This is a genomic window from Kitasatospora sp. NPDC002522 (genome assembly GCF_053595195.1).
This window is the reverse complement of record NZ_JBSFXE010000001.1, coordinates 132909-147347: the sequence shown is the minus strand read 5'-3', so window position 1 is coordinate 147347 and position 14439 is coordinate 132909. Positions and strand designations below refer to the sequence as shown.

Sequence of the window (14439 nt, the reverse complement as noted above, 5' to 3'; positions counted from 1 at the left end):
GCTGCCGAGCCGGCCGGTGCGCCGGGGGGTTTCTGCTGCCCGTGTGGCGGCTGAGCAGGGGGCGGTCCTTCGCATGCCCAGTTCTGATCTGATACGTCCCAGACGGGGCGGATTGCGACCGAGAAGCCTGGGGGTGCTGTGCACGGCCGCCCTGGTGGCCTCGTTGACGGCGGCTCCGGCGTTCGCGGTGCCGCTGTCGTCGTCCAAGCCGGGGGTGCCGGGCGCGGCGGCGGTCAAGGGGGTCAAGTCCCTCGCGGCCAGGAAGATCGAGGTGCCGGACGACGCGAAGCGGGCGTTCGCGCCGAAGGCGGTGGCGTGGCCGAAGGCGGCTTCGGGTCGGGCGGCGTCGGCTGCTCCGGGTGCGAAGTCGCAGGCCGCGGGGACGCCGGTGTGGGTGAAGGCGGATTCCTCCGCCGCTGCGCCGGGTGTGGACGTGAAGGTGCTGGACCAGGCGAAGAGCGCCCAACTGGGTCTATCAGGCGTGGTGTTCACCGTGGACGGCGGTGACGCGCGCGGGAAGGTGCGGGTCGGGGTCGACTACTCCGCCTTCGCGGAGGCGCTGGGCGGCAACTGGGCGTCGCGGCTTCAGCTCGTCTCGCTGCCGGCGTGTGCGCTGACCACGCCGGAGGTGGCGGCGTGTCAGGTGCGGACGCCGTTGAAGACGGACCGCGACGCGGCCGGGAAGTCGGTGTCGGCGGAGGTCGACCTCGGCTCGGCCGGTGCGGTGAAGGCGAGCGCGACCGACACCGGGAAGGTCGTTCCGGCTGTCTGGTCGGGCAACGCCTCGGCGGTGCAGGCGTCTTCGGCCTCGGCGCCGATGGTGCTGGCCGCCGCCTCGGGATCGGACGACGGCGGTTCGTCGGCGGGCTCGTACGCAGCCGGCGCGCTGAGCCCCAGCGGTTCGTGGACCGGTGGCGGATCCGCGGGCTCGTTCGGCTACTCCTACCCGCTGGGGGTGCCGGGCGCGTCGAGCGCACTGACGCCGAAGGTCTCGCTGGACTACGACTCGGCGGCGGTGGACGGCAAGACCGCCAGCACCCAGGCGCAGTCCTCGTGGGTGGGCGACGGCTGGTCGACTCCCGACTCCTCCATCCAGCAGACCTTCGTGCCGTGCTCGTCCGATCCGGAGGGCTCACCCGCACCGTCGGCCACGGCGGACCAGTGCTACGCGGGGCAGATCCTGACGCTCTCGCTGAACGGCTCGTCGACGTCGATCGTCTACGACGCCTCGAAGGGCACGTTCACGTCGAGCAACGGTGACGGCTCGAAGATCGCCCACGTCACCGGTTCCAACAACGGGACGGGCACCTACAACACGGACTACTGGACGGTCACCGACCGTTCCGGGACGGTGTACTACTTCGGGCGCAACCAGCTGCCGGGGTGGTCGTCGGGCAAGGCGGTCACCAACTCGGTGGACAGCGTGCCGGTGTACTCCTCGCACTCGGGTGACCCGTGCTACAACGCCTCGGGCTTCGATGCCTCGGTGTGCACGATGGCCTACAAGTGGCACCTGGACTACGTGAAGGACGTCCGGGGCACGGCGATGTCCTACTACTACGCCCAGGACACCAACTACTACGGGCAGAACAACGGGGCGTCGAACACCAAGTACGTGCGCGACTCGTACCTGTCCCGGATCGACTACGGCTTCCTGGACGGTGGCGCCTACGGCACCGTGCCGGACCAGGTCTCCTTCATCACCGGCTCGCGCTGCGTCGCCACGACGTGCGACCCGATCTCGGCGGCGAACAACGCGACGCAGTACCCGGACGTGCCGTTCGACCTGATCTGCAACCAGGGTGCCACCTGCACGCCCAAGGCGCCGTCGATGTTCTCCACCGCGCGCCTCAAGCAGGTCGTCACCAAGCAGTACGACACGGCGAGTTCGCAGTACAAGCCGATCGACACCTGGGACCTCGCACAGACCGAGCCCCCGACGGGTGACGGCACCTCGCCCACCCTGTGGCTGTCGACGATCACGCGGACCGCGAGCGACACCTCCGCCGGCGGCTCCGGCACGCTGGCGCTGCCGCCGGTGAAGTTCGCCGGCACCACGATGCAGAACCGCGTCGACACCGCGAACTTCCCGGGCATGTTCCGCTACCGCCTGACCGCCATCACCACCGAGCTCGGCGCGGTCACCGGCATCAGCTACGGCCTGCCGAACGCGTGCACCGCGGCCTACGTGGCCTCCGCCAACGCGTCAGCCAACACCAACTCCTGCTACCCGGTGAGCTGGACGCCGAAGTTCTACTCGGCGCCGATCACCGACTGGTTCCAGAAGTACGCGGTCACCCAGATCCTGGAGGCCGACGCGACCGGCGGCGCCCTGCAGAAGGCCACCACGTACGAGTACCTCGGCGGCGCGGCCTGGCACTACGACGACAACGAGGTCGTCCAGGCCAAGTACCGCACCTGGGGCCAGTTCCGCGGCTACGCCACCGTCGTCACGCGTACCGGTGACGGGGCGAACGACCGCAAGACCAAGTCCGTCACGGACTACTACCGCGGCATGGACGGGGACTACCTGACCCCGACCACCACGCGCAGCGTCAGCGTCACCGACTCCCAGGGCGGCGTCCACCCCGACAGCGCCCAACTCTTCGGCTCCGCGCTGGAGACCACCTCGTACAAGGGCGACGGCGGCGCGGTCGAGAACTCGACCGTCAGCTCGTACTGGATCTCGCCCGCCCTGGCGACGCGCAACCGCACCGGACTCCCTGCTCTGACCGCGAACACGGTCAAGCCGGTGGAGACCTTCACCCGGCAGGCCGTCACCTCCGGCTGGCAGTACACCGAGACCGACACGACCTACAACTCCAACACCGGCGACGCGAACTTCGGCCTGGCGACGGCGACCTACACGCACACCGTGCCGGTCAACCCGGCCTACGACCAGTGTGCGGTCACCACCTACGCGCCGGCGAACACCTCGCTCAACCTGGTCGGCCTGATCGCCTCCCAGGAGACCGACTCGGCCGCCTGCTCCGGGTACATCCAGGGCGCCAAGCCCTCGGTTCCGGCGTCCGTCAACGCGCTCGGCGCGCCGGCCTCGGTGAACCGCCCGGCGCAGGTGGTCTCCGCGCAGCAGAGCTTCTACGACGACCCGAGCTACGCGACGGCCTTCCCGCAGAGCGCCGCTCCGACGGTCGGCAACGTCACGATGGAGCGCAAGGCCTCCGACTACTCGGGCGGCTTCAGCTGGCAGACCGTCAAGCGCTCCACCTACGACGGGTACGGGCGCCCGCTGGTCGTCTACGACGGCAACGGCAACGCCGGCACCACCAGCTACACGGTGAACGCGGTCGGCCTGACGACCGGTCAGTCCGTCGCCAACGCCAGGGGCCAGGCGATCACCAAGACCTTCGCCCCGGCCAGAGCCCTCACGATGACGGCGACGGACGTCAACGGCGTGGTGGCGACGACCCGGTACGACGTGCTCGGACGGCTCACCTCGGTGTGGCTGAACTCGCGCCCGACCAGCGGCCCGGCTGACCTGCTCTACACGTACACCATTGCGCAGGCCGGCGTGTCGGGGACGACCGCGCAGTCGCTGAACGACTCGCTCGGCTACGCCACGGCTTACACGATCTACGACTCGCTGGGCCGGGTGCGGCAGACCCAGGCGCCGACACCCAAGGGCGGACGCCTGATCGCGGAGTCGTTCTTCGACTCGCGGGGCTGGGTGCGGAAGAAGAACAGCGCCTACTGGGACCCGGACAACTCGCCGTCCCTGTCGGTGGCCTCCGTGCCGCAGGACTCGAAGGTCCCCGACCAGACCGTCTCCACCTACGACGGCCTCGGCCGGGTGGTGGTGGACACCTCATACCAGTACGCGCAGGTCAAGGAGGTCACCACCACCGTCTACGCGGGTGACCGCACCACGGTGATCCCGCCCGACGGCGGCACGGTGAAGAGCACGGTCAAGGACCCGCTGGGCCGCACCGTCGAGAGTGACGACTTCAGCGTCCGGCCGACCGTGACCGCTCCGGCGGACACCTTCACTGGTACTTACGCCGTAAGTGGTGGTACCAGTCAGGCGATCACGTACGGCTTCGACGGGCACGGCAAGCAGAGCACCGTCACCGCCAACGGCTCGACCTGGACCACCACGTACAACCTGCTCGGCCAGGTGACGGCGAAGAACGACCCGGACGCGGGCGCCGACAGCATGCTCTACGACGCTGTCGGCAACCTCGTGCAGACCACCGACTCGCGCGGAAAGGCTGTCAGCACCACCTACGACGTGCTGAACCGCAAGACCGGCACGTACGCGGCCACCCTCGCCAACAAGAGCTCGGCGAACCAGCTCGCCTCCTGGGTCTACGACAACGACAACAGCGTCGCCGGCGTCACCAACCCGATCGGGCACGCCACCACGACCACGTCCTTCGACCAGGGGCAGGCTTACACCACGCAGGCGGTCGGGTTCACCGTGATGGGCAAGTCGGCCGGTGAGACGGTCACCATCCCGTCCGCCGAGGGACTGCTCGCCAAGAGCTACACCTTCAAGCACGTCTACACGGCGATCAAGGGGCTGCCCTACAGCGACCAGTCCCCGGCCGGTGGCGGCCTCCCGCTGGAGACCATCACCTACACCTACGCCACCGCGCTCGACCTGGCCAACGGCGCCACCTCCGGTACCACCGGCTACACCCAGGGCACCAGTTACGACGCGTTCGGGCGGATCGAGCAGAGCACGCTCGGCACGGGCACGAACCTGGCGTACATCACCAACACCCACGACGTGCACACCGGCCAGCTGACCGACCAGCTGGTGTCGCGGTCGAACACCGGGACGCCGAGCGACGTCGACAAGCAGCACTACGACTACGACCTGGCAGGGAACACGACCCGTCAGACCTCGACCCGGCTCGGCGCGACCACCGAGACGCAGTGCTACTCCTACGACCAGCTGGACCGGCTCACCCAGGCGTGGACGGCGACCGACTCCTGCGCCGCAGCCCCGACCGCGCTCAACCACTCCCAGGTGGGCGACCCGATCGGCGGCGGCGCGTACTGGACCGACTGGCAGTTCGACGTGCTGGGCAACCGGACGGTCCAGACCGAGCACTCCACCACCGGCGGCGCCGATGCCGCCACCACCTACACCTACAACGGCAACGGGGCGAACCAGCCCCACAGCCTCACCTCGACCAGCAACGGTTCCGCCTTCACCTACGACACCGCCGGCAACACCCTGCAGCGGACCACCCCGGCCAACGGCGCGCAGACCCTCACCTGGGACGACGCCAGCCGCCTCGCCAAGGTGCACGGCACGGCGGGCGACACCACCTACGTGTACGACGCCAACGGTCAGGTCCTGCTGCAGAAGGACCCGGCCTCCACCGTCCTCTACCTGCCCGGTGAGCAGATCACCCTGGCCGGCGGCGCGACGACCGGCGTCCGCTACACGGCGCTGCCGGGCGGCGGCACGGTGGTGCGCACCGGCTTCGGCGCCAGCTACCGGTTCGAGATCGCCGACCCGCACGGGACGGCGACCCTGAGCCTGGACAGCACGGCGCAGACGCCGACCTGGCGCCAGTTCACCCCCTACGGCGCACCCCGGGGCACCGCGGCCACCTGGCCCGACAACCGCGGCTTCCTCAACGCGCCCGCCAACGGGACCACCGGGCTCACCACCCTCGGCGCCCGGCAGTACGACCCGGTCACCGGCCGGTTCGCCAGTCTGGACCCGCTCTTCGCGGCCGACGACGCCCAGCAGCTCGGCGGGTACAACTACTCGGCGAGCAACCCGGTGGTCAAGAGCGACCCCTCGGGCCTGCGACCCGACCCCGACAGCAAGTGGTGCGACACCCACGCCTGCCCCACCCCGGCCCCGCCGAGCACGGGCACCGGTACGGGCACGCCGCAGGATCCGCCGGGGTGTGCCCACACCGTCAAGTGCGGCCAGGGCGACGACCCGAACGCCAAGCTGAGCGACTACGACAAGAAGATGATCACCTACTCGAAGATCATCAAGACGTCCCACATCAACATGGTGTCGCTGCTCTTCGGCAAGGACGCGGAGACGCAGGCGGGCAAGGACTACGCCGAGTACCGCGAGTGGGTCGAGATGTGCAAGAAGGACATCAACTGCTACGCGGAGATCGACGACAAGTTCGCCGGCTCACTCGACCCCGGAGACCCGTGCGCGAGTGAGGCGGCGCACGCCAGCGGCGCCTGCGGCCTGGAGCGCCCCGCTCCGGACGGGCTCGGGGAGTGGCTGGCCCTGCACGGCCAGATCTCGGCCTCCGGTTGCGTGATCGGTGTGGTGTGCGCGAACGCCACCTTCCAGGGCGGCTACGTCTGGGGGTCGTTCTCGGTCAACGCGCCCTTCCTGACCAAGGACTCGGACCTCGCCAAGCCCGGCGCGTTCTCCACGTTCCGCAGCGCCGTCAAGGCCGGCCTGGGCGGCGGCATCTCCGTCGGCGTGAACAACAAGATGCCGCCGGACCAGAACCTGGGCAGCGGCGGCATCTGCGGGTTCGACGGCGTCGGCGGCTGCATCACCGGCGCGCCGCCCGGGCCTGGCGGGAACATCGGGGTGTCCGTCGGCGGCGGCGTCGGCATCTACCCGACCGGATCCCGGTCGACCGACCCGATCTTCCTGACCCAGCTCCCCGGAGCGGCCTACCGCTGGATCACCCGCTGATCCCCTGACGCCACCCCGAAGGCACCGAAGGCACCGAAGGCCCCGACTCGCCGAGCCGGGGCCTTCGGCCTTCCCGGGCCGGCGCGCGTCTGCCGACTCACGCCGGGCGGGCGCCGCCGGGGCACGCACCTCGACGGCTTCCCGTCAGTCGCCCATGGCCCCGGCCCCCCTTGGGGCTGGGGGAGACGCCCGCTGATCCGACGTGAGTCGACAGACGCGCCCTAGGATGCGGCCTGTGACCGAAACCCTGCAGGACGCGGCGCTCGTCCTGGTGTTCATCGTGCTGGGCGGGCTGTTCAACGTCGCGGAGATCGCGTTGATCTCGCTGCGCGAGGGGCAGATCCGGACGCTGGAGACGGCCGGGTCGCGGCGGGCCGCGCGGGCCGCGCACCTGGCGGCGGACCCGAACCGGTTCCTGGCGGCGGTGCAGGTCGGGGTGACCTGCATGGGGTTCCTGTCGGCGGCGTTCGGCGCCGACACGCTGTCCGGGAAGCTGGCGCCGGTGTTCGTGGACGCGGGCCTCTCGACGGGCGTCGCGGACGCGGTGGCGCTGGTCTCGCTGACCCTGGTGATCTCGTACGCCTCGCTGGTGCTGGGCGAGCTGACGCCCAAGCGGATCGGCCTGCAGCGGGCCGAGTCGATCGCGCTGCTGGCCGCGCCGGTGGTGGACGTGATGTCGGTGGCGCTGCGGCCGGTGATCTGGCTGCTCGGCCACTCGACCAACCTGATGGTGCGTCTGCTGGGCGGCGATCCGACCGCCGGGCGCGGCGCGATGAGCCCCGAGGAACTCCGCGGGCTGGTCGCCGCCAACACCGAACTGGGCAGCGACGAACGCGAGTTGATCAACGACGTGTTCGCCGCGGGGGAGCGCCAGCTGCGCGAGGTGATGGTCCCACGCACCGAGGTGACCTTCCTGGACGCCGACCGGCTGGTCAGCGAGGTCCGCCCGGAGGCCGACTCCTCCCCGCACTCCCGCTACCCCGTCACCGAGGGCTCGTACGACGCGGTCACCGGCTTCGTGCACGTCCGCGACCTGTACGGGGTGCGCGGCGAGCAGGCCGCCCGGGTCCGCGACCTGGCCCGGCCGGTCAAGCTGCTGCCGGCCACCAAGCGGGTGCTGGAGGCGATGGGGGAGATGCGCCGGGAGGGCCACCACCTGGCGATCGTGGTCGACGAGTACGGCGGCACCGCGGGCATCGTCACCCTGGAGGACCTGGTCGAGGAGGTGATCGGCGAGATCCGCGACGAGTACGACGAGCAGGACACCACCGCCACCCGCCGGCTGGCCGGCGGCGGGGTCGAACTCGACGGCCTGCTCAACCTCGCCGACTTCGCCCAGGAGACCGGCTTCGCGCTGCCCGAGGGCCCGTACGAGACGGTCGCGGGCTACGTGGTGCGCGAGCTCGGCCGGCTGCCGGAGAAGGGCGACCAGGTGGTCGCCGACTCGGGGGCGCGGCTGACCGTCGCCCGGATGGACGGCCGGCGGATCGAACGGGTCCGGGTGAGCGCGGTCACACTGGCCCATCCGGTCGGGCCGGAGGTTTCCTGAGCGACCGGTGGAACTGGAAGAATGACCGCATGGTCAACGCAGCGGTCACCGGTCCCGTGAAGGACCGTCCCCGGGTGCTCTCCGGCATCCAGCCCACCTCAGGCTCGTTCCACCTGGGCAACTACCTCGGCGCGGTGCGCCAGTGGGTCGACCTGCAGAAGGAGAACGACGCCTTCTACATGGTGGTGGACCTGCACGCGATCACCGTCGAGCAGGACCCGGAGACGCTCCGGAACAACACCCGGATCTCCGCCGCGCAGCTGCTCGGCGCGGGCCTCGACCCGGAGCACTGCACCCTGTTCGTGCAGTCCCAGGTGCCCGAGCACGCCCAGCTGGCGTGGGTGATGAACTGCCTCACCGGGTTCGGCGAGGCCTCCCGGATGACCCAGTTCAAGGACAAGTCGGCCAAGCAGGGCAACGACCGCACCACGGTCGGCCTGTTCACCTACCCGATCCTGATGGTCGCCGACGTGCTGCTCTACCAGGCCGACGCCGTCCCGGTCGGCGAGGACCAGCGCCAGCACCTGGAGCTCACCCGCGACCTCGCGGACCGCTTCAACACCCGCTACGGGCAGACCTTCACCGTCCCCAAGCCGTACATCCTCAAGGAGACGGCGAAGATCCAGGACCTGCAGGACCCGGCCGCGAAGATGAGCAAGTCCGCGGCCACCGACAAGGGCCTGGTGAACCTGCTGGACCCGCCGAAGACCAGCGCCAAGAAGTTCAAGAGCGCCGTCACCGACACCGACACCGTGGTGACCTACGACGAGGCGAACAAGCCCGGCGTCTCCAACCTGCTGCGGATCCACTCCGCGATGAGCGGGATGAGCATCGACGAACTGGTCGCGCACTTCGACGGCAAGATGTACGGCGCCCTGAAGACCGAGCTGGCCGACCTGTTCACCGAGTGGGTGACGCCGTTCCAGGCCCGCACCCGGCAGTACCTGGACGACCCGGCCGAGCTGGACCGGGTGCTCGCGCTGGGCGCCGAGAAGGCCCGCGCGGTGGCGGCCGAGACGCTGGCCCAGGTGTACGACCGCATCGGCTTCCTGGCGCCGAAGCGCTGATGCCGACGGCTGCCGTCCCCGGTGGTGACGACCTCGACGAGGCCGTCACCATCGGCGTGTCCATACACGTGCCGGAGCCGTACGGCAGCCAGGTGCAGGACGCCCGGGCCGGGCACGGCGACCCGCAGGCCCGGGCGATACCCACCCACGTCACCCTGCTGCCGCCCACCGAGGCCGGCACCGGGCGACTGCCGGAGATCGACCGCCACCTGCGCGCGGTGGCCGCGCTGCAGCGGCCGTTCCGGATGCTGCTGCAGGGCAGCGGCACCTTCCGCCCGATCTCCCCGGTGGTGTTCATCCGGGTCGAGGAGGGCGCCCAGGAGTGCCGGGTGCTGGAGGCCGAGGTCCGCTCCGGGCCGCTCGCCCGCGAGCTCGCCTTCCCGTACCACCCGCACGTCACCGTCGCGCACGGCCTGAGCGAGCCGGTGCTGGACGAGGCGTACGAGAAGGCCCGCGGTTTCCGCGCCGCCTTCGAGGTCGCCGAGTTCGTGCTCTCCCGGTTCGGCGCCGACGAGGTCTGGCGGCCCTGGCGCAGCTACCGGTTCGGCATCGCCTGAGCGCCCGCTGAACAGCGCATGAGTGCAGGTTGAGGGCGGTCTGACCGTTTCACCCGCAGGCACTGCCAGTTCGATGAGAAAGCTTCGTCGGCACTTCGCCCGCCGTTGTGTCCTTGTTAGCGTCGCGACCAGGAACGAGGCGCGGCGGGAGAGACATGGCGGCCAAGACGGTGCTGAGGCCGGTCCGACGGGCCGCCGGACGGGCCCTGCGGGCGTGCGGACTGCTGCCGCCCCCGCCGTCCGCCCCCGTCGATCCGCAGCGGCTGCGCGAGGACGAGCTGCGGGCCGCCGGTGTTCAACTCGCACGCGATCGAGACCGGACTGCACCGGATCCCCGGCCTGGCCGAGCACTTCCTGTACTTCAACGACGACATGTTCCTCGGCCGGCCGGTCCGCCCCGAGGACTTCTTCCTCGGCAGCGGACTGCCCAAGGTCTTCCGCGACACCCGGATCGTCCCGCCGCCCGCCCCCGGCACCGACGTCTACACCGCCGCCCAGCAGACCACCCGCCGCCTGCTCGAACGCGACCACGGCCGCGCCCTCACCCGGGTGCTCAGCCACGTCCCCTACCCGCTGCGGCGCAGCCTGCTGCGCGACGCCGAACGCCGCTGGGCCCCCGAACTGCGGGCCACCGGCCGCTCCGGCTTCCGGGCCGGCACCGACGTCGCCCCCATCACCCTCGCCGCCTACCACGCGCTGCTCACCGGCCGCGCCGTCGACGGCGCCCTGACGCACGCCTACCTCGCCACCGACCGGCCCGCCGACCGCGCCCGCCTCGCCGACCTGCTCGACCGGCGCGACCTGGACGTCTTCTGCCTGGCCGACGGCGGCGACCGCCCCGCCGCCGAACAGGCGCACGCGGTACGGGAGTTCCTCGCCGCGTACTTCCCGGTGCCGGGCCCCTGCGAGGGCGCGGGACAGCCGACGAACCGTCAGGCCGTCCCGCGCGGCGCGAACACCCGGGCGTAGCGCGGGCTCCCGAAGCGGGGGCTACCGCGCTCCCGCTACTTCTCGGCGGCCGCCAGCAGCGCGTCGACCACCCGCGCCGACGCCTGGCCGTCGTCCAGGTCGCCGTACGCCTCCTTGAAGGCCGCGTACTTCTGCGCGTACTCCGCCGCGAGCTCCGGCACCCGGCCGAGCGCCGCCACGACCTCCTCGGAGGTGCGCAGCAGCGGACCCGGCGCCTGCGCCTCGAAGTCGAAGCTGAAGCCGCGCAGGTTGTCCCGGTAGTGCTCCAGGTCGTAGGCGAAGAACAGCACCGGCCGGCCCGTGCACAGGAAGTCGAACACCGACGCCGAGTAGTCCGTCACCAGCACGTCCGCGACCAGCAGCAGCTCCGCCATGTCGGGGTAGCTGGAGACGTCCCAGACGTAGCCGTTGCCGGCGTCCGGCACCTGGCCGCAGATCACCTCGTGGCTGCGCACCAGCAGCACCTGGTCCTCGCCCAGGGCGGCCTTCGCGGCGTCCAGGTCGAGCCGCAGGTCCAGCTGGTAGCCGCCGTCCGGCAGCCGGCGGTCCTCCCGGAAGGTCGGCGCGTACAGCACCACCCGCTTGCCCTCCGGCAGGCCCAGCTGCTCGCGCACCCGCTCCGCGGTCTTCTCCCGGTCGGCGGCGAACAGCACGTCGTTGCGCGGGTAGCCGCTCTCCAGCACCTCGCCCTCGTACCGGAACGCCCGCCGCAGCACCGGCGCCGACCAGCGGTTGCCCGCCAGCACCAGGCTCCACTGCGGGACCTCCTGGGCCAGGTGCTCCAGGTAGTCGGAGTCGGTGAACCAGACCTTCTCGAAGTCGTGGCCGATCCGCTTCAGCGGGACGCCGTGCCAGGTCTGCAGCACCACCTGGCCGGGGCGGCGGCGGAAGAACGTCGGCAGGTGGGTGGAGGCGACCACGTACTTCGCGGTGGCCAGCGCCTCGAACCACTCCGGCGAACGGTGCCGCAGCGGCTCCGCGGTCTGCGGCAGCTCCGTCTGCAGGTCCACCGAGGTCCACAGGTGACGCAGCGGCAGGCCGCGGCGCACCAGCTCCTCGTGCACCGCCCGCGGCGAGTCGGCGTACGCGCCGCCCAGCGCCGACCAGCGGTCCTCGCGCACGCCGTGGTACAGCACCGTGTCGGTCAGCGGGGCGCGCTGCAGCTCGGCGAAGGCGAGCCGCTGCTCGCGCTGCCGGTAGCCGCTGCGCTCCTCCGGCGCCAGCGCGTCGTACGCCTCCAGCGACAGGCCGTCGAACAGGCGGCGCTCCAGCGCGATGGTCTTGCCGCGGGCGTCCACCTCCAGCGGCAGCGCGTCGTTGGCGGACGCGCCGACCAGCGCGGTCGGCCAGCGGCTGCCCGCGGCGGCGCCGACCGGGCGGAACAGCACCGTCCAGGTGCCCTTGTGCAGCGGCACCCGGCCGGCGAACGACGCGGTCGGCACGGCCGGCAGCGCCGCCCGGAACCGGCCGTCGGCGATCTCCACCGGGTAGGCGTGCTCCTCGCGCAGCGTCTTGTGCCGGATCACCAGCTCGTAGCGGTGCTCACCGGGCAGCGGGAAGGAACCGGAGACCACGAAGCCCTCGGTGCCCTGCGCCGGGGCGACCTCCTCCACCACCGGCTGCAGCACCTGGTCGGACAGCTGCAGGTAGCCGCCGGGGGAGGGCTTGGCGTACAGCGCCCGGGTGCCCTCGGCGATCGCCGTGTGCAGCGTCGGCACGGCCTCGCGGTCGTCCAGCACCACCGGCAGCGCGCCGCCCTCGGCGAGCTTCAGCTCGACGTCCCAGCGGTCGCGCAGCCGCTCCGCGGCGGCCGGGTCGAGGGCGTCCCAGGCCTTGCGGACCGCGGTCAGCGCCTCGACCGCCACCTGCGCGGTGAACGGCACGTCCCGGCCCTGCGGCACGCCGAGCTCCAGCGGCACCACCACGTCGCGGTCGGACTCCACGTGCTTCAGCCGCAGCTCCGCACCGGCCAGGTCGGGGCCGGAGCGGACCAGGCCGCGGATCTCCAGGCCGCCGCGCTCGGCGGTCACCGACACCGCCCGGGCGCGCACCCGCTCCACCCGCAGCAGCAGGTAGGTGTCGCGCAGCCAGGGCACGATCCGCACGTCGTCCGCGACCCAGTGCACCGGCGGGTGCTCGGCGCGGTCGTGCCAGCCGCCGGCCACCCGGCCCTTGTACACGCCGCCCTTGCCGGCGCCGGCCACCAGCACCCGCCAGGAGCCTTCCTTCCACTCCCCGCGGTGCTTGAGCCGCTGCGGGTCGATGGTGGCGGAGAAGCCCGCCCAGTCGCAGCTGTACAGGTCGTGGTTGGAGCTGGCGGTCGCCTCCGGGCTGTACTCGGCGCGGGTCTGCACGCCCACCACCCGGCGGCCGGTCGCCTCGCGCAGGATCAGCGCCCGCACCATGTCGTGCTTGTGCTCGGCGCCCAGGTGCTCCGGGTAGGCGTGCCCGGCGAGCTGCAGCTTGCCGTCCTCCCAGCGGGCCTCGTACAGCCGAGAGCGCATCACCAGCGCGTTCTTCAGCCGCAGCACGTCCGCCGGGACGGACTTGCGGCCGCCGCGCAGGAACGGGTAGTCGGCGAACGGGCGGAGCAGGCCGCGGGCCGGGGCGGCGCCGTTGCTCTCCTTCTCGAACCGCAGCTGCTCGATCAGCTCGTCCATCCGGCCCTGCAGGGTCAGGTGGTACTTCAGCCGCAGCGGCGCCCGCATCCTGCGGACCTGGTCCGGGCCGATGGCGCGCAGCAGCCGGGTCACCGACTCCAGGTACGCGGCGTTGTACGCCTCGTCGCCCTCCAGCACCGAGTTGAAGAACATCGGGATCTCCTCGACGAGGTTGTTCTCGTCGTAGGAGCGCAGGTACTTGCGGAACTTCGGGTCGGACTGCGAGGTCATCCAGTCGCGCACCAGCTCCATCGACTTGACCCGGTCGGTGACGCCCCGCGGGTTGGTCTTCATCTGGGTGATCGACATCTCGCCGACCTCCCGCTCGCGCCAGTGGTAGATCGGGTCGGCCAGCACGTCCACCCGGCGGGCCAGGTAGTGGTGCGGCACGCTGACCGGCGCGTCCTCGTACAGGATGCCCTCGGGGTACAGCACCCCGGCCTCGTCGAAGAACGCGCGCCGGTACATCTTGTTCCACGCGGTGCGGTCGGTGACCAGCGCCGGGATCTCGGTGACGTGGGTGCGCAGCCGGGTCGCCGCGAACGGCTTCTTGTGGCCCCCGGACTGGTAGTAGCCGATCGCGCGGAACCGCAGCACGTTGCCGGTGCAGAAGTCCGAGCCGGTCTCCTCCAGGGTGCCGATCATCAGCTCGTACGCGGACGGCGGCAGGGTGTCGTCGCTGTCCACGAAGGCGAGGAACTCGGTCCCCTCGGCGATGTGCCGGTAGCCGGTGTTCCGGGCCGCCCCCAGGCCCTTGTTCACCTGCTTGACCAGCCGGAAGCGGGAGTCCTTGGCGGCGTACGCCTCGGCGATCGCCGCGCTGGAGTCCTTCGAGCCGTCGTCGACCATGACGCACTCGAAGTCGTCGAAGGTCTGGGCGGCGATGGAGTCCAGGCACTCCTCGAGATAGCGCTCGACGTTGTAGATCGGGACGACGACGGACAGACGGGGGGCCATCGGTAGCGCAGAGCCTTTCCTC

Annotated in this window: 6 protein-coding genes; 5 read left to right on the top strand and 1 reads right to left on the bottom strand. The window is 71.3% G+C overall.

Annotation, left to right across the window (positions count from 1 at the left end):
- The first annotated feature begins 133 nt into the window (after positions 1 to 133).
- The 5 genes from ACWD4U_RS00630 to ACWD4U_RS00610 all read left to right on the top strand — a co-directional run bounded on the left by ACWD4U_RS00630 (position 134) and on the right by ACWD4U_RS00610 (position 10800).
- Positions 134 to 6658: an RHS repeat-associated core domain-containing protein gene (locus tag ACWD4U_RS00630; protein ID WP_363457233.1), complete on the top strand. Its 6525-nt coding sequence runs from the start codon at positions 134 to 136 to the stop codon at positions 6656 to 6658.
- Between the two features lie 235 nt (positions 6659 to 6893).
- Positions 6894 to 8207, top strand: coding sequence for a hemolysin family protein (locus ACWD4U_RS00625; protein ID WP_449787053.1), 1314 nt, complete (start codon positions 6894 to 6896; stop codon positions 8205 to 8207).
- Positions 8208 to 8236: 29 nt separating this feature from the next.
- Entirely contained in the window at positions 8237 to 9274 is a 1038-nt protein-coding gene (trpS, locus tag ACWD4U_RS00620) for a tryptophan--tRNA ligase (RefSeq protein WP_363457238.1), read from the top strand.
- Complete coding sequence (locus ACWD4U_RS00615; protein WP_363457241.1) at positions 9274 to 9831, top strand: 2'-5' RNA ligase family protein; 558 nt, start codon at positions 9274 to 9276, stop codon at positions 9829 to 9831. Before trpS ends, ACWD4U_RS00615 begins: the two co-directional genes overlap by 1 nt.
- A 291-nt stretch (positions 9832 to 10122) precedes the next feature.
- Positions 10123 to 10800 carry a stealth conserved region 3 domain-containing protein gene (locus tag ACWD4U_RS00610; RefSeq protein WP_363457244.1) on the top strand — a complete coding sequence of 226 codons (678 nt, stop codon included), beginning with the start codon at positions 10123 to 10125 and terminating at the stop codon, positions 10798 to 10800.
- Between the two features lie 35 nt (positions 10801 to 10835).
- Here ACWD4U_RS00610 and ACWD4U_RS00605 read toward each other — a convergent pair whose 3' ends face one another.
- Positions 10836 to 14417, bottom strand: a complete 3582-nt coding sequence (locus tag ACWD4U_RS00605; protein ID WP_363457246.1) for a CDP-glycerol glycerophosphotransferase family protein — start codon at positions 14415 to 14417, stop codon at positions 10836 to 10838.
- Positions 14418 to 14439: the final 22 nt, after the last annotated feature.